This is a genomic window from Pseudomonas fluorescens, from assembly GCF_001648775.1.
GTDB classification, from domain to species: Bacteria; Pseudomonadota; Gammaproteobacteria; order Pseudomonadales; family Pseudomonadaceae; genus Aquipseudomonas; species Aquipseudomonas fluorescens_M.
The window spans coordinates 1-21479 of sequence record NZ_LVEJ01000031.1 but is presented as its reverse complement, the minus strand read 5'-3'; the positions used below and the strand labels follow the sequence as shown (position 1 = coordinate 21479).

Sequence of the window (21479 nt, the reverse complement as noted above, 5' to 3'; positions counted from 1 at the left end):
CGTTTACATGATCAGGATCGCCCCCATGTCGCACCTCACCTTCGCCCGTCGTTTCAGCTTCTCAGCCATCGGTCTTTCGGCCGCGTTGCTGGCCAGTCCGTTTGCTTGCGCCGAATCTGCCCTGATAAAACCGCAGAGCCTGATCGTCGATCAGAGCCTGCCCAAGGCACAGGTTGAAGCTATGACACTGGCCGCGCGGCGGTATGGCAGTTTCTGGAATTCCGGTGAAGAAGCACTCGCCATGGCAGCCTTGTCGCCGCATTTTGTCGACCAGACGCCGCCCGAAGGCCGCGTGCAGGGGCCGACCGGGCCGTTGCTGGCGTCGACGTTCTTTCGCACGGCGGTACCGGACTTGAGTTGCGACATCGAGCAAATGATCATCGCCGGGGATCGCGTGGTGGTGCACTTGCACTTTCGCGGGCACTTCAGCGGGACGTTCAAGGCTCTCAAAGGGCAGGGCCAGCGTGTAGACTTCCGGGCAACCGATATCTATCAGATTGATAACGGTCGCATCGCGGCCAATTGGCATATCGAAGACAACATCAGTTTGATGGCGCAACTGCAAGCGCAGCCGCCGGCCAGCTGAACCATGGACATATAAAGGAAACGCGATGAGCGAGGAAACGATTCGACTGGGACGTGAGCGGCGCTTTCTGGTGCTGTTGGGCATCATCTGCCTGGCACTGATCGGTGGTGCGCTGTACATGCAAATCGTGCTCGGCGAAGCGCCGTGCCCACTGTGCATTTTGCAGCGCTATGCGTTGCTGTTGATCGCGTTGTTTGCGTTCATCGGCGCGGCGATGCGCACCCGCCGCAGCATCACTGTGTTCGAGGTGCTGGTGGTGATTTGCGCGATAGCCGGGGCCGCTGTGGCCGGGCATCACGTGTACACCCAGTTCTATCCGGCGGTGAGCTGCGGCATCGATGTGCTGCAGCCGATTGTCGATGATCTGCCGCTGGCGAAGATCTTCCCGCTGGGCTTCCAGGTCGACGGTTTCTGCTCGACGCCGTACCCGCCGATCCTCGGTCTGTCGCTGGCGCAATGGGCACTCGTGGCGTTCGTACTGGTGGTGATCCTGGTGCCGCTGCTGACCTCGCGTAACCGAAAAGCACTGCGCTGAATCAACTATTCGGTTGACTGGCCGATACAGAAAGCGCCTCGATTTGCGGATCAGCAAATCGGGGCGTTTTGCATTTTCAGAGTGTTTGTGAAAACACCGTGACGAACGGCAAGTGAGGGTGTGACAGGTGTGCGACATGTTGTCACACACGGCGTGTCGCAGGGCTCGTGAGTGGCACGGATTGGTGCGTTGTTACAAAAAAGGATTGGTCTGTTTCGGGGTTTTTTGGCTTTAGCACGGGAGTGCCAGAGCAGGCAGTTTTAACAAGCGCTGGCATATGGCCAAAAGCCTTGGGTTATCGGGCTTTGCGCTATTCCAGTGCCAGGAAAAAGCCTTCAGAGCTGTCTGAACTGAGGCGGGTACACCTACAATTTTTGGTGTTTTTGTTGAGAATCGATTTCGATAACATGCGGCACTTTTGCAAAAATGGCGATGGATTGTTGCTCGAATCGATAAAAATTATTTCGGGATAAGACATGGTGTATAGGGCGCTACCTATCTACAATCGCCCGCACTGAATTCCCGGCACTGTTCAGCCTTTATTAAGGAACGCTTTTTATTAAGGCGCTGCGCAGAAAGTCGGGTGTCGAGCAAGTCGAAAGGCTTCCAAGACACCCAGGTGTCGGTGCCTTCCAACTTTCCGCACCAAATGGAATTGGTCTGTAACAAGGCCTTTGACCACGAATTCGAATAAGAACTGACCGCTGTCCCAGGTTTTGTCGAGCGTCTGACGCGCGACGGGCGGCCCTTATTCAATCCAAAGAAAATGCCAACCCTTGGCAGGGTGAAGTGTTGGCGATCAAAACCCAACTGCATTGCGCAAGCTGCTTTAGAGGTCGTGAGATGAGTAAAAACAGGTACCCCAGATTACTAGGCCTAGTGCCGCTGCTCGGCACGTTGTTGCTGGGAGGCTGCAACATGACCTTGCTCAATCCAACGGGCCAGGTCGGCCTGGAACAGCGCAACCTGATCATCACCGCGACCCTGCTGATGCTGTTGGTCGTTGTGCCGGTCATCGTCATGACCTTCCTGTTCGCCTGGAAGTACCGCGCGTCGAACAAGAACGCCGTCTACACCCCGAAATGGTCGCACTCGACCAAAATCGAAGTGGCAGTCTGGACCATCCCGGTCCTGATCATCATTGCCCTGGGTTACATCACCTACATTTCGACCCACGAACTGGACCCGTATCGTCCGATTCAATCCGACGTCAAGCCTGTGACCATCGAAGTGGTCGCGCTGGACTGGAAGTGGCTGTTCATCTACCCGGAACAAGGCATTGCCACGGTCAACAAGATCGTGTTCCCGGCGCACACGCCAATCAACTTCAAGATCACCTCTGACGCTGTGATGAACTCGTTCTTCATCCCGGGTCTGGGCGGCCAGATCTACGCGATGGCGGGCATGCAGACCAAGCTGCACCTGATCGCTGACCGTAACGCTGAAATGGACGGTATCTCCGCCAACTACAGCGGCGCGGGTTTCACCGGCATGAAGTTCAAAGCTATCTCCACCACTCAGGAAGATTTCGACGCCTGGGTAAGTGAAGTCAAGAAGTCACCTAAACAGCTTGATCAAGCTGAATACGCGGCCCTTGCCAAACCGAGCCAGAACAACCCAGTCGAGCTCTACTCCTCGGTCACGCCGAACCAGTTCCAGATCATCGTCGACAAGTACGAAGGTATGAAGCCGGGCAAGCCGCTGAAGCACGAGAAGAAAGAGAAAGAAGTGGCGGCCACGGAAATTGACTCGAGTTCGCATTCAGCTGCCGGGGCAGAGGAGTAAACGATGTTTGGTAAATTAAGTTGGGAAGCGATCCCTTTCCACGAACCGATTGTGATGATTACCATCTCCATGATCGCGCTCGGTGGTCTGGCGTTGTTCGCTGCAATCACCTACTTCAAGAAGTGGACCTACTTGTGGACCGAGTGGTTGACCTCGGTTGACCACAAGAAAATCGGCGTGATGTACATCATCGTCGCCATGGTCATGCTGCTGCGCGGTTTTGCCGACGCCATCATGATGCGTACCCAGTTGGCCATGGCCACCGAGGGTTCGCCTGGCTACCTGCCACCTGAACACTATGACCAGATCTTCACCGCTCACGGTGTGATCATGATCATCTTCATGGCGATGCCATTCTTCACCGGCCTGATGAACCTTGCAGTGCCGCTGCAGATCGGCGCGCGTGACGTTGCGTTCCCGTTCCTGAACTCCCTGAGCTTCTGGCTGCTGGTATCCGGCGTAGTACTGATCAACCTGTCCCTGGGCGTCGGCGAATTTGCCAAGACCGGTTGGGTTGCTTATCCACCATTGTCGGGTCTGCAATACAGCCCTGGCGTGGGTATGGACTACTACATCTGGGCGCTACAGTTATCCGGGTTAGGTACGACGCTGACGGGGGTCAACTTCCTCGCGACCGTACTGAAAATGCGTACCCCTGGCATGAAACTGATGGACATGCCGATCTTCACCTGGACCTGCACCTGGGCAAACGTTCTGATCGTGGCTTCGTTCCCGATCCTGACCGCGACCCTGGCACTGCTGACCCTTGACCGTTACATGGATTTCCACATTTTCACCAATGAACTTGGTGGCAATCCAATGATGTACGTCAACCTGTTCTGGGCGTGGGGCCACCCTGAGGTTTACATCCTGATCCTGCCGGCATTCGGCATCTTCTCGGAAGTGATCTCGGCGTTCACCGGCAAGAAACTGTTCGGCCACCACTCGATGATCTACGCCTCGGGCGCGATCTCGGTACTGGGCTTCATGGTTTGGCTGCACCACTTCTTCACCATGGGTTCGGGTGCGAGCGTCAACGCCTTCTTCGGCCTGGCGACGATGCTGATTTCCATCCCGACGGGTGTGAAGCTATTCAACTGGCTGTTCACCATCTACCAGGGCCGTCTGCGTTTCACCAGCCAGGTGCTGTGGACTCTGGGCTTCATGGTGACCTTCGCCATCGGCGGCATGACCGGCGTACTGCTGGCCATTCCGGGTGCTGACTTCGTTCTGCACAACAGCCTGTTCGTGATCGCGCACTTCCATAACGTGATCATCGGCGGTGCGGTATTCGGTTACATCGCAGGCTTCGGCTTCTACTTCCCGAAAGCGTTCGGCTTCAAGCTGCACGAAGGCTGGGGTAAAGCAGCGTTCTGGTTCTGGATCTCGGGCTTCTTCGTCGCGTTCATGCCGCTGTATGCACTGGGCTTCATGGGCATGACCCGTCGTCTGAACGCCACCACCAACCCTGAGTGGGTACCGTACCTGTACGTTGCCATGTTCGGTGCGGTGATGATCGCTGTGGGTATTGCCTGCCAGCTGATCCAGCTCTATGTGAGCGTGCGTGACCGTAACAAGCCAGAGAACGTTTGCGATCACGGTGACCCGTGGAATGCACACACTCTGGAATGGTCGACCTCGTCGCCACCTCCGTTCTACAACTTCGCTGTGCTGCCTAAGGCTGACTGCATCGACCCGTTCACTGAAGCCAAGGAAAACGGTACTGCGTACCAGCAACCGGCCAAGTACGAGCCGATCCACATGCCGAACAACACCGCCACTGGCGTGGTGATGGGCGCACTGTTGACCGTCTTCGGTTTCGCGATGATCTGGCACATCTGGTGGTTGGCGATCGCCAGCCTCGCCGGCACCGTCATCTACTTCGTGATCCACGCTGCACGTGACGATCAGGGCTATATGGTTCCGGTTGAAACGATCGAGCGTATCGAAGCCGAGCAGCACAAGCGTCTGGTTGCGGCAGGGAAAATCCCGGCCGGTGCCACCCGTGTTGAAACCTCGTTGGAACAGGCTTAAACCATGTCGAACTTAGTGACCAATGTTGGACACGCCCATGGTGACCATGGGCACGATGACCATCACCACGATTCGGGCGAGATGACCGTATACGGTTTCTGGCTCTACCTGATGACCGACTGCATTCTGTTTGCGTCGATCTTCGCGGTGTACGCAGTACTGGTAAACAACGTAGCCGGTGGCCCAGCGGGCCACGACATCTTCGAACTGCCATACGTGCTGGGCGAAACCGCTCTGCTGTTGTTCAGTTCGATCACCTACGGCTTCGCCATGCTGGCGTTGTACAAAGGCAAGAAGCAGCAGGTTCTGGGTTGGTTGTTCATGACCTTCCTGCTCGGCGCTGGCTTTATCGCCATGGAGATCAACGAGTTCCACCTGCTGATCTCCGAGGGCTTCGGTCCTAGCCGTTCGGGCTTCCTGTCCGCGTTCTTCACCCTGGTCGGTACCCACGGTCTGCACGTGTCGGCGGGTCTGATCTGGATGGGCATCATGATGTACCAGGTCAACAAGCACGGCCTGACGGCGACCAACAAGACCCGTCTGAGCTGCCTGAGCCTGTTCTGGCACTTCCTGGACGTGGTGTGGATCTGCGTATTCACCGTTGTTTACCTGATGGGGACTCTGTAATGGCTAATGCACACTCCCATGACAGCCATGATGCTGGCCACGGCAGCGTAAAGTCGTACGCCATTGGCTTCATCCTGTCGGTGATCCTGACCGTCATCCCTTTCGGCCTGGTGATGTACCCGAGCCTGCCGAAAGCCACCACGCTGGCAATCGTGCTGTTGTTCGCAGTGATCCAGGTGATCGTTCACCTGTATTACTTCCTGCACCTGGACCGCTCCGTGGCACAGCGTAACAACGTGATCGCGTTCGTCTTTACGGCCATCGTGATCCTGCTGCTGGTTGGCCTGTCGCTGTGGATCATGTTCAGCATCCACACGTACATGATGGCGAAGTGAGGTAGACCCGATGTCGCTCAAGCACTTTATCCAAATCACCAAACCGGGGATCATTTTCGGTAACGTGCTTTCTGTGGCAGGCGGGTTCTTCCTGGCCTCGAAAGGGCATGTCGATCTGGCGGTGTTTCTGGCTGCCATGATCGGTACATCCCTGGTTGTCGCCTCCGGTTGCGTGTTCAACAACTGCATCGACCGCGACATCGACCTGAAGATGGAACGCACGAAAAACCGGGTGCTGGTGCAGGGCTTGATCTCCCTGAAACTGGCCCTGGTCTACGCGACCATTCTTGGTGTTCTCGGCGTTGCCTTGTTGTACAAGGTGGCCAACCCGTTGGCCGCTTTGTTCGCCGTAATCGGCTTCATTATCTACGTCGGCTTCTACAGCCTGTACCTCAAGCGCAAGTCGGTTCACGGCACGCTGGTGGGCAGTCTGTCGGGCGCCATGCCGCCAGTGATCGGTTACGTCGCCGTAACCAACAGCTTCGACATGGCCGCGCTGACGTTGCTGGTGATGTTCAGCCTGTGGCAGATGCCGCATTCCTACGCCATCGCGATTTTCCGCTTCAACGATTACCTGGCCGCATCGATTCCGGTGCTGCCAGTGAAGCGCGGAATTCAAGTGGCCAAGAAGCACATCCTGCTCTACATCCTGGCGTTCCTCGTGGCGACCTTGATGCTGACCTTCAGCGGTTACGCCGGCATGAGCTACCTCGCCGTCGCCGCGGCCATGGGCATGTACTGGTTGTACATGGCCTGGACCGGCTACAAAGCAGTGGATGACACAGTCTGGGCACGCAAGCTGTTCGTGTTCTCGATCTTCACCATCACTGCGTTGAGCGTCATGATGTCCCTGGACTTCAAGGTGCCGGCAGAGTTGCTGCTGACGTACGCGCCGTAAGGCTCAAAGGCTTGAAGAAAAACCCCGCACATTGAGAGATGTGCGGGGTTTTTTGTTGGGTGGATTATGCTGATTTGATGTGCTGCCATTCGCGAGCAGGCTCGCTCCCACATTGGATCTGCGTCGATCACATATCCCCTGTGGGAGCGAGCCTGCTCGCGAATCCCAACGTCACTGAATTTGCTGGGTTGCTGGTTGCAGACTTCCGGTAAACCCCCTAGATTTGGATCCAACCGCGACAGTGATAGCGCCATGCCATTTTCGGGTGTTCAACTGTCCTGACCTGCGTTTCTTCATGCACTGATCAAAAGGCTGGGCGAAATGACTGAGAGGATGACCTGCGACGAACGTTTTATTGCCCTGGCCCAAGAGCTGAACTACGACATTTATGGCGAGAACACTGCCGGCGGTAATTACGCGCCGCTGATCCGTCATCACGATGAGCTGTACATCAGCGGCATGGTGCCGCGCACCAACGGCAAGATTCAGTATCCCGGTCGGGTCGGATTGGAGCTGACCCTCAAGGACGCGCAAGCCGCCGCGAGCATCAGTGCGATGCGTTGTCTGGCGCTGATCGTTGATGCCGTCGGTTCGCTGGACAAGATCAAGGCGCTGTTGCGGGTCACCGTGTACGTGAAGTCGACCCCGGACTTCGTTGACCTGAGCGAAGTGGCCAACGGTGCATCGGATGTGTTCAGTCATGTGCTCGGCGATGCCGGCCGGCATACGCGCACCACGGTGGGGGTGTATCAGTTGCCGAAGAATGCGGCGATTGAAGTAGACATGATTGTGGCTTTGCACTCGGGCGCGTAATCCCCCGAAAGTCGCGCAACAAAAAGCCCCGCCTGAATCTCAGTGCGGGGCTTTTTCGTTCAACGCTGCCGGATTACTGCGCAGCGATGCTGTACCCATCAAACGCCGTCTGCTGCTGCAGCGCGGTGATGATGTTCTTGCGGTTTACCGCCTGCTCGGTACCGGCGTTATCAACGAAGACTTCGCTTTCCAGTTCCGCTTCTTCGCCTTCACCAACGAAGGTGAAACCGAGGAACTCCAGCGCTTCACGATCAACGTTCAGACGCGAACGCGGCGTGCGCATTGGCAGGGTTACGCTGCTGCCGTCTTTGCTGATGGTGAAGATTTCGACTTCTTTCTTCTTCGCAGCCTTGCTCTTGCCGCCGCTCGGGTTGCTGATCGCCTGATGGGTCTGGTTCAGCACTTTCAGCGCGAGGCCGTAAACGATTTCCTGGAACGCCGGATCGTCCTTGAAGCTGGACAGGATGCGGCCAATCGAAAACTTGCTGCTCAGGTCTTCAAGGGCGGCGAGGTCGGCGGCTTCGGCATCTTTCAACGCCTTGAGTTCGCCCATCAGCTCGTAGGCCTTGTCGTCATCAAAACTGTCGTGAGCCTGACGGATCGCCGCGCGCAACTCGCGGATCTGGTCGCTTTCGCGGGTCGACTGGAACGCATCCAGGACCATCTCGCTGATGATTTTGGCTTGTGGCAGGTGTTGTGAAAGATTGATGGAGTTTTCGTATTCCGCTTTGGACGATTCGGTGACTACGGATTCAGCGGTGTTGAAATCGGACATTGAAATTTCACTACTTTTTAACTGGAGTGGAGATGAGAAAACCCGAGGGCTTTTTCAGGCCGACTAATTTAGGGGAGCGCGGCGGCGTTGTCACGGAGCAACGGGCCGGTGGTCTCAACTATTTGTCCGCAGTGTTCAGGTTCATCGAACGCACCATCAATTGTTCGGCGGTTTGCGAGTCGGTCGGCAGCGAAAAGCGCAACGTCGCACCGCGTCCCGTCACGTCGATCAACTGAATATCGCGCCCGTGCAATTGCAGGATGCGGTGCACGATACGCAGCCCCAAGCCACCGTCGCGTCGCGCGCCACCAATATTGAACGGACGCAGGAACAGGCCTTCGCGCAATTCAGCAGCAATGCCCGGGCCGGTGTCACTGACGGTGACCTCGACCAGCGCGCCATGGGATCTCAGATCGAATTCGATTTCGCCGCCCTGGGGCGTATGGCGCAATGCGTTGTCGACCAGATTGGTCAGCACCCGTTCGATCAGCCCGAGGTCGGCGCAGACCGTCGGCAGGTTGGGGACAAAATGCGCCTTGAGTTCGACCTGGCGCGCTTCGGCGTTGAGCTCGAACTTCTGGAAGATGTCCTGTACCAGATCGATCAGGGAGAACCGCTCCAGTATCGGTTGCACAAAACCGTGCTCAAGGCGTACCAGCTCCAGCAGTGATTGCGCCAGGCCGCCGACCTTGCGGCTTTGATCCAGCGCGATGCCGAGATAGCGTCGGCGTTCTTCGGCCGACAGCGTGGCGTCCTTCAGTTGCAGGGTTTCCAGATACCCGTGCAACGAGGCCAGTGGTGTGCGCAGATCGTGAGAAATATTCGCCACCAGTTCGCGGCGCTCCTGATCCTGTCGAGTCAATGAGCGCCATTGTTCACCGAGGCGGTTTTGCATTTGCCGAAACGCGGCATCGAGCACGGCGATTTCATCCGGATCAGCTGATCTATCCACAGGTGCTATTACAGGTTGCGGCGCGCCATCGATATCAAAACGGCTGACCGTTTCGGTGAGTCGTCGCAATGGCCGGGTGATCAGATTGAATGCCGTCAGCCCTGCAATCAGGCACAGCAACGCGACCAGTCCGATCGACAATAACGCGGTGTTCAGCGCAGCGCTGGTGGCACCGCGCTCGGCATAGCGATCATGCGCTTCGCTGAGCAGCACCACATACAGATAACCGGCAGCCTTGCCGTTGACCTGCAATGGCGCAGCACTGAACACCTTGCGCCCGTCGACGCTGCGCGGGTCATCGCCGAGGATCGGCAGCGGCTGGTCATTGAGCAGTTGGCGGATCGGCGCCAGATCGACCTGTTGCCGGCGTATCCGTCCTTCTGGCGCAGCGTTGCCGACAATTCGCCCTTCGGTGTCGAGCAGATACACCTCGACACTCGGGTTGACCAGCATCAACTGGCTGAACAATTCACGCACCGCTCCGGGCATCAGGCCATTGCTGTCCATCAGCACGGTGTCGTGGGCGATGTGTTGTGCCAGATCCCGTGACAAGCCCTGCACCACTTCCAGTTCGTGCATCTGGCTGGAGCGTACTTGCAGCCATGCCGACGTGCCGCAGCACACCAGCAACAGCACGGCGAAAACCACGGACAGGCGCTGCGTGAGGGTCAGTTTCATGGCTGCTCGGTACCGAATTTATAGCCGCGGCCCCAGACGGTCAGAATCCGCGCGGGCTGTGCCGGATCCTTTTCGATCTTCGCCCGCAGGCGATTGATATGGGTATTGACCGTGTGCTCGTAACCTTCGTGGCTGTAACCCCAGACGGCGTTGAGCAAATCCATGCGCGAGAACACTTTGCCCGGTTGGCGGGCGAAAAAATACAGCAAGTCGAACTCACGGGGGGTGAGGTCCAGACGTTGACTGTCGAGACTGACATCTCGGGTAATCGGATCGATGTTCAGACCATCGAGACTGAGGCTGCCGGCGTCCATCTTCAGGTTGCGCGCCATGGCATCGACCCGGCGCAACAGCGCTTTGACCCGCGCGACCAGTTCGAGCATGGAAAACGGTTTGGCAAGGTAGTCATCGGCGCCCAGTTCGAGGCCGAGAATGCGGTGCAATTCACTGGAGCGCGCGCTGGTGATGATGATCGGTGTGTAGCGCGCCATGGCGCGGGCACGGCGGCAGATTTCCAGACCGTCTACCCCCGGCAACATCAGGTCGAGGATCAATGCATCCCAATGCCCTTGCTGCAGCAGGCGCATGCCTTCGTCACCGTCGGCGCTGTGTGTCACCTCGAATTGTTCATCGCGCAAGTGCAGGCAAATCAGATCGGCGATGTGTTGGTCATCCTCGACCACAAGGATGCGTTTGGTCTGTTCCATGAAGCTCAATCCTTCGGCGCAGTGAAGCGCATTGTGCGGGTTTTCCTCCGGGCGAGTTATCACGAATTCGTTAACTTCCCGTGAGGATTTGGCGATCAAACCAAGCCTAGGCTGTGTTCCATGAAAGGCATCTGGAATTTTCGGAGACGGCCATGTTTTCACGGCGACAGATTCTGTTAGCAGGCGGCGGGCTGGGGGTTGCAGCCCTGGTGGCGGGTGTATTGCCAAAATTGTCGACTGCCACGGCAGTGATCAGTGAGGCACATGCGGAAGAGGCGTTCGAAGTGACCCACAGCGACAGCGAATGGCACTCGATCCTAAGCGACGAGCAGTATCAGATCCTGCGCGAGGAGGGCACCGAGCGTGCCTACACCAGCGCGCTCAACGACGAACATCGCAACGGCACATTTGCCTGCGCCGGCTGTGATCTGGCGCTGTTTTCATCAGCGACAAAATTCGATAGCCGCACCGGTTGGCCGAGTTTCTGGGCACCGCTGGAGCACGCCGTGGCGACGCGTCAGGACCGCTCCTTCGGCATGGCCCGCGAGGAGGTGCACTGTCGACGTTGTGGCGGTCATCTTGGCCATGTCTTCGATGACGGCCCGAAACCGACCGGCCTGCGTTATTGCATGAACGGCCTGGCCATGACCTTCAAAGCCGTGGCGGCTTAAGCCATGAATCGCTCGCGCTCTTCACTTCAAACAGGACGAATTTATGTGGCTCTTGGTGCTCGCTTATCTCGGTGGTGTGCTGACGATTGTCAGTCCGTGCATCCTGCCGGTACTGCCTTTTGTCTTCGCTCGAACCGGTCAGCCGTTTATCAAAAGTGGCTTGCCGCTGCTGGCGGGGATGGCGCTGACCTTCGCGCTCGTCGCCTCGTTGGCGGCGGTGGGCGGCGGTTGGGTGGTGCAAGTCAATCAGTACGGGCGCTGGCTCGCGTTGCTGTTCGTTGCTCTGTTCGGGCTGACCTTGCTGCTGCCACGAATGGCCGAACGTCTGACCCGGCCATTGGTGTCGGCCGGCAGTCGCCTGTCGGAAGCCGCCGGTCAGGACAATCGTCCACGTCCCGGCGCTTCGTTTCTGATCGGCGTGGCCACCGGGCTGCTTTGGGCACCGTGCGCGGGGCCCATTCTGGGGCTGATTCTGACCGGCGCCGCGTTGCAAGGGGCAAGCATCGCCACCACGCTGTTGTTGCTCGCCTACGCGGCGGGTGCCGCCACCTCGCTGGCCGCGGCATTGCTACTTGGCGGTAAGGTATTTGCGTTGATGAAGCGCTCGATCGGCACCGGTGAATGGATTCGACGTGGTTTGGGTGTGGCCATGTTAGTCGGAGTAGCGGCGATTGCATTGGGCCTCGACACCGGGATTCTCGCACGCGTATCGACGGCCTCCACGGGTGGTCTGGAGCAGGCGCTGGTCGGTCAGTTGTCGGGTAAATCTACCGATACCAATGGCACGATGACGGCGCAGATTCCTGCTGAGGAAGGCGCCGCGAATGGCAGCATGATGGCGGCTGGTGGCGCGATGAAAATGGCCGCGAAAGCGCCGGGCACTTTGCCGGTCGAGGGTCGGTTGCCGCCGCTTGACGGCGCCGTGCAATGGCTCAACTCAGCGCCGCTGGATGCCCAGGCATTGAAAGGCAAAGTGGTGCTGGTGGATTTCTGGACCTACTCCTGCATCAACTGCTTGCGCACATTGCCGTACGTCAAAGCCTGGGCTGAGAAATATCGCGATCAGGGTTTGGTGGTGATCGGTGTGCACGCGCCGGAATTCGCCTTCGAACGTGATGTGGGCAATGTCACTAAAGCCATGAAGGACCTGGGTATCAACTACCCGGTGGCCATCGACAATGACTACAAGATCTGGCGCGCTTTCAACAACGAATACTGGCCAGCGCATTACTTTGCCGACGCTCAGGGACGCATTCGTTACCACCATTTTGGTGAAGGGGACTACGCCGAATCGGAACGGGTCATACAACAACTGCTGCGCGAGGCTGGCGCCAAAACCGTCGCCGACGGATTGATCGATGCCGACGCCAAGGGTGTGCAACAGGCGCCGGACATGAGCGAGGTGCTGTCGCCGGAAACCTATGTCGGTTATCAGCGCGCGGAACATTTCGTACCGGAAACCAGCCTGGTGCCAGACAAGGTCGCGGCCTACAACCCGCCGGTCAAACTGGGTCTGAATGACTGGAGCCTCGGTGGGCAATGGAGTGTCGGTGCCGAGCGCGCGACTGCCAGCGCAGCGGCCAGTCGCATTGTCTACCGCTTCCATGCCCGCGACCTGCACCTGGTGCTCGGGCCTGGCGCGGATGGCAAACCGGTGCGATTCAAAGTGTCGATCGATGGTCAGGCACCGGGCGATGCCCATGGTGTTGATGTCGCCCCGGATGGCACGGGACGTGTGACCGAGCAGCGCCTGTACCAGTTGGTACGCCAGGCCGATGGCGTGAAGGATCGAACCTTCAGCATCGAATTTCTTGACCCTGGCGTATCGGCCTACGCCTTTACCTTCGGCTGATCAGGAATCCTCGAGATGAAAATTACATGGCGTCGTATGTTGTTGGGTGTCGCGGTTGCAGGCGTGATTGGCCAGGTGTCTGCGTTGTCCTTTGGCGGCGAGGAGGCTGTTCTCATTCCGCCGCCAACCCTTGATGAAATGACTCAGGCGCATAGCGAAACTGCGGTGTTTGCCGGGGGCTGTTTCTGGGGCGTGCAGGGTGTTTTCCAGCATGTGAAAGGTGTGCAGAAAGCGGTCTCCGGTTATGCCGGCGGCGCGGCGAACACCGCAGAATATGAACGCGTCAGCGAAGGCGATACCGGCCACGCCGAGTCGGTGCAAGTCACCTTCGATCCGACTCAGGTCAGCTACGGCAGCCTGCTGCAGATCTACTTTTCGGTGGCGCACAACCCGACGGAGCTCAACCGCCAAGGCCCGGACAGCGGCACGCAATATCGCTCGGCGCTGTTCCCGATCAACGCCGACCAGCAGAAGGTCGCACAGGCCTACATCGCGCAACTTGATGCGACCCATGCCTTCAGCAAACCCATCGTCACCCGACTGGAAAGCTACAACGGCTTCTATCCGGCGGAGGACTACCATCAGGATTTCCTGACCGAGCACCCGAGCTATCCGTACATCGTCATCAACGATATGCCGAAGGTGGCGAACTTGAAGCAGGTGTTTGCGCAGCGTTATCAGGAAAAACCGGTGTTGGTGAAAAGCGGCTCCTGAATCATTGGGCGCCCAATGGCGGGCGTTGAGCCTGAAGGGTGCGCAGCAAACGGTAATATTTCAATGAGCGAGCGCTAATCAGACCACTGATAAAGCCTGATGCTGCGGCTTTGAGCAGCAACATATCCAGGGTGGAAGCCCGCTCTGGGTGTACGTCATCCTGATAGCCGAAGTAGTAGTTCGCTGCAAAAAAAAGCAGGAGCAGAGTCAGCGCCTTCCAAGTGCCCGGCACGATCAACCCGGTTTCCGGATCATCAAGATTTATCCCCTTGTTGGGGAAAATCAGCCATGCCGACAGCGCGCCCAGTAATAAGGCAATGAGCCAGCCGCTGAGGGTCAAGTCTGGATCATCCGTCAGGTTCAACGACAACAGCGACCAGCCCAACAACACCAGCGGGGTCGACAGCAGGGAAAACCGGCTTTCATGTTGGGGCTTGCGGGCCTTGAGGCCGAAATACACCAGAACCAGAAAAACGATATAAACCCACAATGGGGTGTTTTGCAGAGTGACGAGCATCGCGCAGCGTCCATGCTGGAAAGAGAAGCTGATCATAGCCGTTGCCAGAGCGCACGCCTGTTATTTCAATCGCGGTCGCTCCATGGCGATCACTGACATTTCAAAACCCAGGCTGGCAAAAAAGGCTTCGGCGCCTTCTCGTCCGGCGCGCAGCACCCAAGTAATGTCGGGGTTATCCCCCATGACTCGCTCAACCAGCTTACGACCGATGCCTGCGCGCCGATGCTGGCCGTCGACGACGACCATCGACAGGTAACCGTTGGACAAACCGTCGCTGATACCCCGGGCGAAGCCAACGATGTGAGCACCGAGCAGGGCGACTGCCGTGTGTTGAGAGTGTGCGATGAGTTGCGCGAAATATTCGCTGGAACCGGTTCGATGGCCCCAGCCATGTTGGCCGAGGAACAGTCGTACCGACTCCACTTCGTCAGGCCGCAGATCGCGTACGGTCAGGGTGTTGTTCATTACCGGTTCGACTCCTTGTCAGCAGGTGTTTGGGATTAATTGTTGTCGCTCGACATCAGGATCGGCCCCACGTCTGCATCGCGAATTCGACGAAGCGGCGCAGCTTCGGCAAGCGGTAGCGATCCGGGGCGTACAGCAAATGCAGGGGGCGGCTGGGCGGTTGGTAGTCAGGGACCACGGTCACCAGTCTGCCGTCGCGCAGATCCTGTTCCACCAGGGCATCGGGCAACATCACGATACCCATGCCGGTGCGTGCGGCCTGATGCAAACCGGCGGAGGTATTCATCAGCATCGGTCCGCTGACGTCGACGAGTATTTCCCCGTCGGGGCCGCTGAGGCGCCAGCGTTTTTCCACCGATTGCCAATCATCACCGGCAGGGTAGGCGAACGAAAGGCAGTCGTGTTGTTGCAGGTCTTCAGGTGTTTGCGGCATGCCGCGACGGGCGACGTATTGCGGGGAGGCGCACACGGTCAGTGTGTAGTCGATCAGGGGGCGAGCGATCAGGTTTGATTCCTCGAAATGGCCCAGCCTGAACGCTACGTCGAGCCCACTTTCCAGCAAATCCGGGCGACTGTTGGTCAGCACCACATCCATTTTGACTTGAGGGAACTGCAGGGAAAACTCACTGAGTGCCGGCGCCAGGCGTTCTACGCCAAAGGTCAGTGGCGCAGTGATACGCAGCAAGCCACGTGGCTCATCCAGTGCTTGCTCGGCCAGACGTTCGGAGTCGGCCACCAGTCCCAACACATCCAGGCAGCGTTGGTAATAAACACTGCCGAATTCGGTGAGTCGTTGGCGTCGGGTGGTGCGCTGTAACAGTTGCACACCCAATCGATGCTCGAGCGCCCGCAGGTGATTGCCCACCATGGTCGTCGACATGTCGCACTGCAACGCGGCCGCCGTCATGCTCCCGGCCTCGACGACTTTGACGTACACGTTCATCGACTGGAACAGGTCCATTATCAAGTCCTGCTTTTAAATGAATGAAGTTTTCCCGAGTTTATCCAGTTTCGGTGGCTAACCATACTGCCAGCACACCGACCTTCACTGGAGTTTGAAGTCATGACCGCCGCCCTGATGAACACCTATCAACCGCTGGCCCTGAGTTTCACCAAAGGCCTCGGCACCCGCCTGTGGGATCAGGCCGGTCGCGAGTACCTGGATGCGGTTGCCGGTGTGGCGGTGACCAATGTCGGCCACTCGCACCCGCGGATCGTTTCGGCGATCAGTGAGCAGGCCGGGTTGCTGCTGCACACGTCGAATCTGTACAGCATCGACTGGCAGCAACAGCTGGCCAAACGGCTGACAGAGTTGTCGGGGATGGCGCGGGCGTTCTTCAATAACTCTGGCGCCGAGGCCAATGAAACCGCGCTGAAACTCGCGCGTTTGTATGGCTGGCGCAAAGGCATCGAACAGCCGCTGGTGGTGGTCATGGCCAACGCGTTCCATGGACGTACGCTCGGTACCCTGTCGGCCAGCGATGGCCCGGCGGTACGCCTGGGATTCAACGAGTTACCCGGAGATTTCGTCAAAGTGCCATTCGGTGATTTCGCCGCACTGGAACAGGTGCAGCACAAACACGGCGAGCGAATCGTGGCGATTCTGGTCGAGCCGATCCAGGGCGAAAGTGGTGTGCAGCTGGCGCCGCCCGGATACCTCAAAGCCTTGCGTGAATTGTGCGATCGTCATGCATGGCTGTTGATGCTCGATGAAATCCAGACCGGCATCGGTCGCACCGGCCGCTGGTTCGCGTTTCAACATGAAGGCATCGTCCCGGATGTCATGACTTTGGCAAAAGGACTGGGCAATGGCGTGCCGATTGGTGCTTGTCTGGCGCGCGGACGGGCGGCTGATCTGTTCACGCCCGGCAGTCATGGCAGCACCTTCGGTGGCAATCCGCTGGCCTGCCGGGTGGCTTGCACAGTGTTGGATATCATCGAAGAGCAGGGGTTGTTGGAAAACGCACGGGTTCAGGGCGAACGTCTATTGGTCCGTCTGCGTGCAGAGCTGGCGGACAATCCCAATGTGCTGGCGATTCGTGGTCAGGGTTTGATGATTGGTATCGAACTGAAACAACCGGTGCGTGACCTGACACTGATCGCTGCGCGCGATCATGCGCTGTTGATCAACGTCACCCGTGGCAAGACGATACGGTTGCTGCCACCGTTGACGATTGATGAGCGGGAGGTGGAGATGATTGTCAGAGGGTTGAAGCACATCATTCAATAGTGATATTTGCAGCTAATGACGCAAATTTCACCGCCTTCGATGTTGTAGACCAAACGATGCTCGCCCGATACTCGTCTGGACCAAAAGCCGCTCATGTTGTGTTTGAGCGGCTCAGGTTTGCCGATGCCTTCAAACGGTTCTCGCTGGATGGCCTTTATCAACAGATTGATACGTTTGAGTCCGGCTTTATCGTTCTGTTGAAACCACAAGTAGTCTTCCCAGCCTGATGGCGTGAACTCGATTTTCATTCTTCGATCAATTGCCTGGCTTTGGCTTTGCCGGCACGCATTTCGCCAATCGATTTGATCAACCGCTCGGCGTTGGCTGGAGAGCGCAGCAAGTAGGCTGTTTCTTCAAGTGCGTTGTACTCAGCCAGAGACATCATCACGACGGGCTCACCTTTTTGACGTGTGACCAGAAGGGGGGCACGGTCTTCGTTGACGCGGTCCATCGTTTCGGCCAAGTGCGCACGGGCGGTGGTGTAGTTGATGGTTTGCATGAAGTAGTCCTCGCTAGTAGCAAAGAAAGTACAGAAATGAGTACATGATGACAAGGTGATACCTACCGGTGGTTGTTTCGCGGAAGGGTTTATTGAGAGCACGTTCAGTATCACTTAAGAACTCTGGAGACGTTTCTGAGAAGGTTGTAATCCTTATCCACTTCCTCGGGCAGCGAAAAACCGCCGCGTTGTCGTCATCTTGCATTTCCGGTGTAGGAAAAAATCTGTGGCTAGTCTGGATATTCCGCCAGGTTCGGCGCCAGCATCCGCGTCTTCGCCGCGCCGTTCGAATTGTGTTGAATGATTTCCCGTGGCTGCCCCTGATCATTGAAAAACACTTGGCCGATCCCCGCCGAATTCCACAAGCGTTCGCCAGCCTCAGCGTGTTCAGGCGTATACGGCACGATGCGCATGCGTCGGCGTTTGGTAAACCAGTTCAATGGCGACCGTGGTGAATAGAGCCAGCGGTTGAGGCGGTCGAACCACTCCAAGAGGGCTTTCGGGAATTCGTTTTTGATCCCGCTGCTGGTGATCTGCCAGATCCGCGGACCGGCCTTGCGGTGTCGGATAAGCACTTCGTAAACGAAGGAATAATGCACATCGCCGGACAACACCACGTAGTTACCGGGTGTGCGCGAGTGTCGGAAAATATTCAGGATTACTTGTGCGGCGCCGCGATGGGCCATCCAGTTTTCCGCATCGACCAGCAATGGATAACCGCACCAGCTGAATACCTTTTGCACGGTTTCAATCAGCTTCACGCCGAAGATCGGCGCTGGTGAAACAATGATGGCTGACGGGTGATCGAGCAGCTCTTGTTGCAGTTCGCTCAGGGCTTCCCAATCGAGCAGTCCGGAAGGTTGTTTGAGTGCCATTTCACTGCGCCAGCGCCGGGTGCGAGTATCGATGACCACCAGCGCCGGGCTGGTCGGCAGAACGAAATGCCAATGCTGAAAGCGCAGCAACTGGTCGATCAGATCATCCTGCACTGGACTGTCGAGATAACGGTCATGACCGCTGGCGCTCAGACGTCGGGTTTTCTCCAGCACATCCTTGAATACATCGGGATTGTTACCCCAGCCCTGGCACAACATATAGGCGATCAGAGCGTTGCCGATGATGCGCTTGGAGAACGGGTGACCGTAGGCTGTTTCTTCCCATTGCGCGGACAGATTCCAGTCATCGGTGATGTCGTGATCGTCGAAAATCATCAGGCTTGGCAGATGCGCCAGTGCACGGGCAACTTTGCTCAAGCCGGCCTTGAAGGCATTGATGCGAATCTGTTCGAGGGCATAGCGCTTGAGGCGTTCAGGCGTCAGCTCGGGGGCTTGCGGATCGATCAGCGACCAGGCCGTCGGCGACCATACCAGCAGGTACATCGCCATGACTTCGGCAAAGGTCACCAGGTGGTTGTCCGCGCTGCTGCTGGTGAAAATCGGCTTACGCGCGCCGCCGAAAAATCGCTCGCGCAATGTCTCGTTGCTTTCCAGTGCCGGTAACAAATCCGCACGGTGGTAGTAGCTGGCCGGGTGTTCGTAAAGTTTGGCGCTGTCGCTGACCACGGCGCCTTCGAGGTGTTCGTCGAATAAACCTAGGCGTTCGATCAGGGCATGAATGGCCCGCAACATCGGCCCGGCAACGTCGTCGGCGTAGACCTGATCGCCGCTCATCATTAATAGTGCCGGGCGTTGTTGCGGATCGGTTTCGGCCGCTAACAGTTGGTCGACACAGAGCAAGCCGTCGGCTGCCGGGTGATGGGGTTTGCGACAGGAGCCATGAAGCAACTGCTCGATTCGCGAACACACGACGAAGTTCGGGCGGGTGGCGTTGGCATACAGCAGATGCGGTGCCCAGTCGGCTATCGGTAGTTGGCCGTCAATTAACAGGTCGTAGTCGATGCGTGTATCGAAGGGCAGGGCGCTGTCGAGGGTGACATCGATGAGGTGGACGAACGCCCGAGTGCCTACGGGAATTACCGTGCATTTCTCAGCGTCGAGAGGAATGTTTCCTACACCTTGCAGGTACAAGGTCAGCGATAGATCTTGCGTTGCGACCAGCCACAGTACCAAGCGCTTCGGCTCCAGCCGTCGAAGTAACGGGCCGGCCAAAACCGCGGGCAGCGTAGTCAGGTCATCAAAAGTTGGAGACATCCGGGGTCAAAGCTCAAGGCGCACAGCCGGCGATGATAGCGCAGCCGGCGCCTTGAACCCTTAAGCGAGGCTTAAGAGTCAGCTTTTTGCAGCTTCAGGCTCAGCAGGCGCCATTCGGCGGATGCCGATTGTTCCTGCACCGAGCAATTGAAGCGGTAGGCGACATCGTCGCCGTTCATGTTTCGCGCGGTGAGGGTATTGCTGAAGGTGTAAACCTGATCCTTGAAGCGTTGGGTGGTGATCGTCTTGCTGTCCGCAAACCGTGCCGAGGCCGGGAAGCGCAGGGCGCTAGTGACGAACGGGCTGCACATGACGTAGGCGAGCATCGACTTGTCGCTGTCTGCATCGTGTCCCAGTTTTTTGCTCAGCGCCGTCAGGGCTTTGCGGCCCTGCTCATCGCTTTGATCGAGCACGGACTTTTCCGACATCGACTTCGGTGCGCGGCTGGCATAGTTCGGCAGTAACGCAGAGTCGGGCGGGGAGGGCGTGTTGTCAGGTTCGATGGCGGCAAAGCTCGGAGCGGTTTCGAGTGCGGCGGCCGGCGCTGATTCGGATTCTGGCAACAATGAAGTCGGCTCGGCGCTCTGTGTCGCCACCTCTTCTGGCTGCGCTCGTTCGGATCGATGTGCTGAGGGGAACAATGACAACATGATCGACAGCACCACCATGCCGACAATAAAGCCGCCCGCTGCCCCCACGATGTTGCCGTAGAAAATATTCCAGCTACCGCGGTTCTTCACCACCCAGCGCCACATGAACCCCCAGGCCGCAAGAAATGCCAGAAAACACAGAAACTCCATTCGATCCTTTCCTTACCTTCAAAAATCTCAAAGCAACGCTCTCTATATAGAGGAGCGCTGACGACGGACAGCAAGATAGCAAAACAGGCGCGCCGCGCCACTGTCTTCATTCAGGTAGCGTTTCGGCTTCACGCGTGCGCTTTTGAAGCGCTGAAGTAAGTCCCGCAGATTGTGATGATTGATTTCGACAGTTGTAATGGCTCGGCCCGATCACAAGACGTCTTTCAAATAACCCTTGAGTGCGAGGAGCGGCGGATCCAGCTGCTCCATCGACCGCGCCTGGCTGAAATCAGCGGACAATTTTTGCAGCTCGCGCCCTAGCGGTTTCTCGATACCGCCCAAGGCAACCATCGCCAATCCCAGGCACTCGTTCACTTTGAACTGAATGCTCTCGACATCCCCGCGCCGAACCAGCAATTCGAACACGTCTTTCTGATAGTCCCCCATGACCATGTCATCCCGCAAAATCGGGCTTAGGCCTTCTTCCTCATAAGCCAGTTTCAGGGAGAAAAGGGCGACTGTTTCCAGTGACGTTTCCATGGGTGGATCCTTGAGCTTCTGTTGAGGGCTATTTTTACACAGTCCGGGCCTGTAGCTGCGTCTTGGCTCCTGCTATATAGGTAGCCGCAGCGCGAGGAGGTTTGCAGGGTGGTAACCATTAGGGGGAAGGGAAAAGAATTTCAAAAAGGGGGTTGACCGAGGTTTTGGATACTGTATTATTCGCCTCCCGCTAACGAGCAGTTCGAAGCTGATCATTAGTTTAAGTGTTTGAATTTGTTGAAAAAATCAAAAACTTAGGGGTTGCAAACTGAAAAGATGCGCTGTAAGATGCGCACCTCGGTTGAGACGAAAGATC

23 protein-coding genes are annotated in these 21479 nt (G+C 57.4%); 12 read left to right on the top strand and 11 right to left on the bottom strand.

Annotated features, from left to right (window positions below):
• Positions 1 to 25 precede the first annotated feature (25 nt).
• The 8 genes from A8O26_RS26095 to A8O26_RS26060 all read left to right on the top strand — a co-directional run bounded on the left by A8O26_RS26095 (position 26) and on the right by A8O26_RS26060 (position 7613).
• The gene (locus A8O26_RS26095; protein ID WP_064120529.1) at positions 26 to 586 is read left to right on the top strand and encodes an ester cyclase; all 561 of its coding nucleotides are present in this window, start codon (positions 26 to 28) and stop codon (positions 584 to 586) included.
• Positions 587 to 611: 25 nt separating this feature from the next.
• Positions 612 to 1121, top strand: coding sequence for a disulfide bond formation protein B (locus A8O26_RS26090; protein ID WP_064120528.1), 510 nt, complete (start codon positions 612 to 614; stop codon positions 1119 to 1121).
• Between the two features lie 843 nt (positions 1122 to 1964).
• Positions 1965 to 2906 (top strand): ubiquinol oxidase subunit II, encoded by a 942-nt coding sequence (cyoA, locus tag A8O26_RS26085; protein ID WP_007916947.1) that lies wholly within the window; start codon positions 1965 to 1967, stop codon positions 2904 to 2906.
• A gap of 3 nt (positions 2907 to 2909) precedes the next feature.
• Positions 2910 to 4940 carry a cytochrome o ubiquinol oxidase subunit I gene (gene cyoB / locus A8O26_RS26080; RefSeq protein ID WP_064120527.1) on the top strand — a complete coding sequence of 677 codons (2031 nt, stop codon included), beginning with the start codon at positions 2910 to 2912 and terminating at the stop codon, positions 4938 to 4940.
• A gap of 3 nt (positions 4941 to 4943) precedes the next feature.
• Complete coding sequence (gene cyoC, locus A8O26_RS26075; RefSeq protein ID WP_064120526.1) at positions 4944 to 5567, top strand: cytochrome o ubiquinol oxidase subunit III; 624 nt, start codon at positions 4944 to 4946, stop codon at positions 5565 to 5567.
• Positions 5567 to 5902, top strand: coding sequence for a cytochrome o ubiquinol oxidase subunit IV (gene cyoD, locus A8O26_RS26070; RefSeq protein ID WP_064120525.1), 336 nt, complete (start codon positions 5567 to 5569; stop codon positions 5900 to 5902). The genes cyoC and cyoD overlap by 1 nt, the downstream gene beginning before the upstream one ends.
• Before the next feature lie 10 nt (positions 5903 to 5912).
• Entirely contained in the window at positions 5913 to 6800 is an 888-nt protein-coding gene (gene cyoE, locus A8O26_RS26065) for a heme o synthase (protein WP_007916939.1), read from the top strand.
• Between the two features lie 321 nt (positions 6801 to 7121).
• Complete coding sequence (locus tag A8O26_RS26060; RefSeq protein WP_064120524.1) at positions 7122 to 7613, top strand: RidA family protein; 492 nt, start codon at positions 7122 to 7124, stop codon at positions 7611 to 7613.
• A gap of 73 nt (positions 7614 to 7686) precedes the next feature.
• On the opposite strand, the gene A8O26_RS26055 is transcribed toward A8O26_RS26060, so the two are convergent.
• From A8O26_RS26055 to A8O26_RS26045, 3 genes are all read right to left on the bottom strand, one after another.
• Positions 7687 to 8388: a hypothetical protein gene (locus A8O26_RS26055; protein WP_064120523.1), complete on the bottom strand. Its 702-nt coding sequence runs from the start codon at positions 8386 to 8388 to the stop codon at positions 7687 to 7689.
• Positions 8389 to 8506: 118 nt separating this feature from the next.
• A complete protein-coding gene (locus A8O26_RS26050) occupies positions 8507 to 10018 on the bottom strand; it encodes a sensor histidine kinase (RefSeq protein ID WP_064120522.1) in 1512 nt (503 codons plus the stop codon).
• Entirely contained in the window at positions 10015 to 10725 is a 711-nt protein-coding gene (locus A8O26_RS26045; protein WP_064120521.1) for a response regulator transcription factor, read from the bottom strand. Before A8O26_RS26045 ends, A8O26_RS26050 begins: the two co-directional genes overlap by 4 nt.
• A gap of 152 nt (positions 10726 to 10877) precedes the next feature.
• On the opposite strand from A8O26_RS26045, the gene msrB reads away from it, so the two are divergent.
• Genes msrB through msrA form a run of 3 tightly spaced genes read left to right on the top strand, consistent with a single transcriptional unit; the run spans position 10878 to position 13962 of the window.
• On the top strand, positions 10878 to 11396 hold the full coding sequence (msrB, locus tag A8O26_RS26040) for a peptide-methionine (R)-S-oxide reductase MsrB (protein WP_064120520.1): 519 nt from the start codon (positions 10878 to 10880) through the stop codon (positions 11394 to 11396).
• 43 nt (positions 11397 to 11439) lie between these two features.
• On the top strand, positions 11440 to 13248 hold the full coding sequence (locus A8O26_RS26035) for a cytochrome c biogenesis protein DipZ (RefSeq protein WP_064120519.1): 1809 nt from the start codon (positions 11440 to 11442) through the stop codon (positions 13246 to 13248).
• Positions 13249 to 13263: 15 nt separating this feature from the next.
• Positions 13264 to 13962: a peptide-methionine (S)-S-oxide reductase MsrA gene (gene msrA / locus A8O26_RS26030; protein ID WP_064120518.1), complete on the top strand. Its 699-nt coding sequence runs from the start codon at positions 13264 to 13266 to the stop codon at positions 13960 to 13962.
• Position 13963: 1 nt separating this feature from the next.
• Here msrA and A8O26_RS26025 read toward each other — a convergent pair whose 3' ends face one another.
• Genes A8O26_RS26025 through A8O26_RS26015 form a run of 3 tightly spaced genes read right to left on the bottom strand, consistent with a single transcriptional unit; the run spans position 13964 to position 15905 of the window.
• Positions 13964 to 14479, bottom strand: coding sequence for a hypothetical protein (locus A8O26_RS26025; RefSeq protein ID WP_064120517.1), 516 nt, complete (start codon positions 14477 to 14479; stop codon positions 13964 to 13966).
• A 60-nt stretch (positions 14480 to 14539) separates the two neighbouring features.
• The gene (locus tag A8O26_RS26020; protein WP_064120516.1) at positions 14540 to 14944 is read right to left on the bottom strand and encodes a GNAT family N-acetyltransferase; all 405 of its coding nucleotides are present in this window, start codon (positions 14942 to 14944) and stop codon (positions 14540 to 14542) included.
• Positions 14945 to 14999: 55 nt separating this feature from the next.
• The gene (locus A8O26_RS26015) at positions 15000 to 15905 is read right to left on the bottom strand and encodes a LysR family transcriptional regulator (RefSeq protein WP_064120515.1); all 906 of its coding nucleotides are present in this window, start codon (positions 15903 to 15905) and stop codon (positions 15000 to 15002) included.
• A gap of 102 nt (positions 15906 to 16007) precedes the next feature.
• Here A8O26_RS26015 and A8O26_RS26010 point away from each other — a divergent pair, with 102 nt between their 5' ends.
• Complete coding sequence (locus A8O26_RS26010; RefSeq protein ID WP_064120514.1) at positions 16008 to 17174, top strand: aspartate aminotransferase family protein; 1167 nt, start codon at positions 16008 to 16010, stop codon at positions 17172 to 17174.
• Here A8O26_RS26010 and A8O26_RS26005 read toward each other — a convergent pair.
• The 5 genes from A8O26_RS26005 to A8O26_RS25985 form a co-directional block, all read right to left on the bottom strand.
• The gene (locus A8O26_RS26005) at positions 17168 to 17422 is read right to left on the bottom strand and encodes a Txe/YoeB family addiction module toxin (RefSeq protein ID WP_064120513.1); all 255 of its coding nucleotides are present in this window, start codon (positions 17420 to 17422) and stop codon (positions 17168 to 17170) included. The two genes, A8O26_RS26010 and A8O26_RS26005, sit on opposite strands and share 7 nt — an antisense overlap.
• Complete coding sequence (locus A8O26_RS26000) at positions 17419 to 17673, bottom strand: type II toxin-antitoxin system prevent-host-death family antitoxin (RefSeq protein ID WP_064120512.1); 255 nt, start codon at positions 17671 to 17673, stop codon at positions 17419 to 17421. The genes A8O26_RS26005 and A8O26_RS26000 overlap by 4 nt, the downstream gene beginning before the upstream one ends.
• Before the next feature lie 230 nt (positions 17674 to 17903).
• On the bottom strand, positions 17904 to 19823 hold the full coding sequence (locus A8O26_RS25995) for an alkaline phosphatase D family protein (RefSeq protein ID WP_064120511.1): 1920 nt from the start codon (positions 19821 to 19823) through the stop codon (positions 17904 to 17906).
• 71 nt (positions 19824 to 19894) lie between these two features.
• The gene (locus A8O26_RS25990) at positions 19895 to 20623 is read right to left on the bottom strand and encodes a hypothetical protein (RefSeq protein ID WP_064120510.1); all 729 of its coding nucleotides are present in this window, start codon (positions 20621 to 20623) and stop codon (positions 19895 to 19897) included.
• A gap of 210 nt (positions 20624 to 20833) precedes the next feature.
• On the bottom strand, positions 20834 to 21163 hold the full coding sequence (locus tag A8O26_RS25985) for a hypothetical protein (RefSeq protein WP_064120509.1): 330 nt from the start codon (positions 21161 to 21163) through the stop codon (positions 20834 to 20836).
• Positions 21164 to 21479 lie beyond the last annotated feature (316 nt).

Excerpts from the sequence above, each read along its gene's own strand:
- A8O26_RS26095 (WP_064120529.1), top strand. The coding sequence starts at position 26 with ATGTCGCACCTCACCTTCGCCCGTCGTTTCAGCTTCTCAGCCATCGGT.
- A8O26_RS26090 (WP_064120528.1), top strand. The coding sequence starts at position 612 with ATGAGCGAGGAAACGATTCGACTGGGACGTGAGCGGCGCTTTCTGGTG.
- cyoA (WP_007916947.1), top strand. The coding sequence starts at position 1,965 with ATGAGTAAAAACAGGTACCCCAGATTACTAGGCCTAGTGCCGCTGCTC.
- cyoB (WP_064120527.1), top strand. The coding sequence starts at position 2,910 with ATGTTTGGTAAATTAAGTTGGGAAGCGATCCCTTTCCACGAACCGATT.
- cyoC (WP_064120526.1), top strand. The coding sequence starts at position 4,944 with ATGTCGAACTTAGTGACCAATGTTGGACACGCCCATGGTGACCATGGG.
- cyoD (WP_064120525.1), top strand. The coding sequence starts at position 5,567 with ATGGCTAATGCACACTCCCATGACAGCCATGATGCTGGCCACGGCAGC.
- cyoE (WP_007916939.1), top strand. The coding sequence starts at position 5,913 with ATGTCGCTCAAGCACTTTATCCAAATCACCAAACCGGGGATCATTTTC.
- A8O26_RS26060 (WP_064120524.1), top strand. The coding sequence starts at position 7,122 with ATGACTGAGAGGATGACCTGCGACGAACGTTTTATTGCCCTGGCCCAA.
- A8O26_RS26055 (WP_064120523.1), bottom strand. The coding sequence starts at position 8,388 with ATGTCCGATTTCAACACCGCTGAATCCGTAGTCACCGAATCGTCCAAA.
- A8O26_RS26050 (WP_064120522.1), bottom strand. The coding sequence starts at position 10,018 with ATGAAACTGACCCTCACGCAGCGCCTGTCCGTGGTTTTCGCCGTGCTG.
- A8O26_RS26045 (WP_064120521.1), bottom strand. The coding sequence starts at position 10,725 with ATGGAACAGACCAAACGCATCCTTGTGGTCGAGGATGACCAACACATC.
- msrB (WP_064120520.1), top strand. The coding sequence starts at position 10,878 with ATGTTTTCACGGCGACAGATTCTGTTAGCAGGCGGCGGGCTGGGGGTT.
- A8O26_RS26035 (WP_064120519.1), top strand. The coding sequence starts at position 11,440 with ATGTGGCTCTTGGTGCTCGCTTATCTCGGTGGTGTGCTGACGATTGTC.
- msrA (WP_064120518.1), top strand. The coding sequence starts at position 13,264 with ATGAAAATTACATGGCGTCGTATGTTGTTGGGTGTCGCGGTTGCAGGC.
- A8O26_RS26025 (WP_064120517.1), bottom strand. The coding sequence starts at position 14,479 with ATGCTCGTCACTCTGCAAAACACCCCATTGTGGGTTTATATCGTTTTT.
- A8O26_RS26020 (WP_064120516.1), bottom strand. The coding sequence starts at position 14,944 with ATGAACAACACCCTGACCGTACGCGATCTGCGGCCTGACGAAGTGGAG.
- A8O26_RS26015 (WP_064120515.1), bottom strand. The coding sequence starts at position 15,905 with ATGGACCTGTTCCAGTCGATGAACGTGTACGTCAAAGTCGTCGAGGCC.
- A8O26_RS26010 (WP_064120514.1), top strand. The coding sequence starts at position 16,008 with ATGACCGCCGCCCTGATGAACACCTATCAACCGCTGGCCCTGAGTTTC.
- A8O26_RS26005 (WP_064120513.1), bottom strand. The coding sequence starts at position 17,422 with ATGAAAATCGAGTTCACGCCATCAGGCTGGGAAGACTACTTGTGGTTT.
- A8O26_RS26000 (WP_064120512.1), bottom strand. The coding sequence starts at position 17,673 with ATGCAAACCATCAACTACACCACCGCCCGTGCGCACTTGGCCGAAACG.
- A8O26_RS25995 (WP_064120511.1), bottom strand. The coding sequence starts at position 19,823 with ATGTCTCCAACTTTTGATGACCTGACTACGCTGCCCGCGGTTTTGGCC.
- A8O26_RS25990 (WP_064120510.1), bottom strand. The coding sequence starts at position 20,623 with ATGGAGTTTCTGTGTTTTCTGGCATTTCTTGCGGCCTGGGGGTTCATG.
- A8O26_RS25985 (WP_064120509.1), bottom strand. The coding sequence starts at position 21,163 with ATGGAAACGTCACTGGAAACAGTCGCCCTTTTCTCCCTGAAACTGGCT.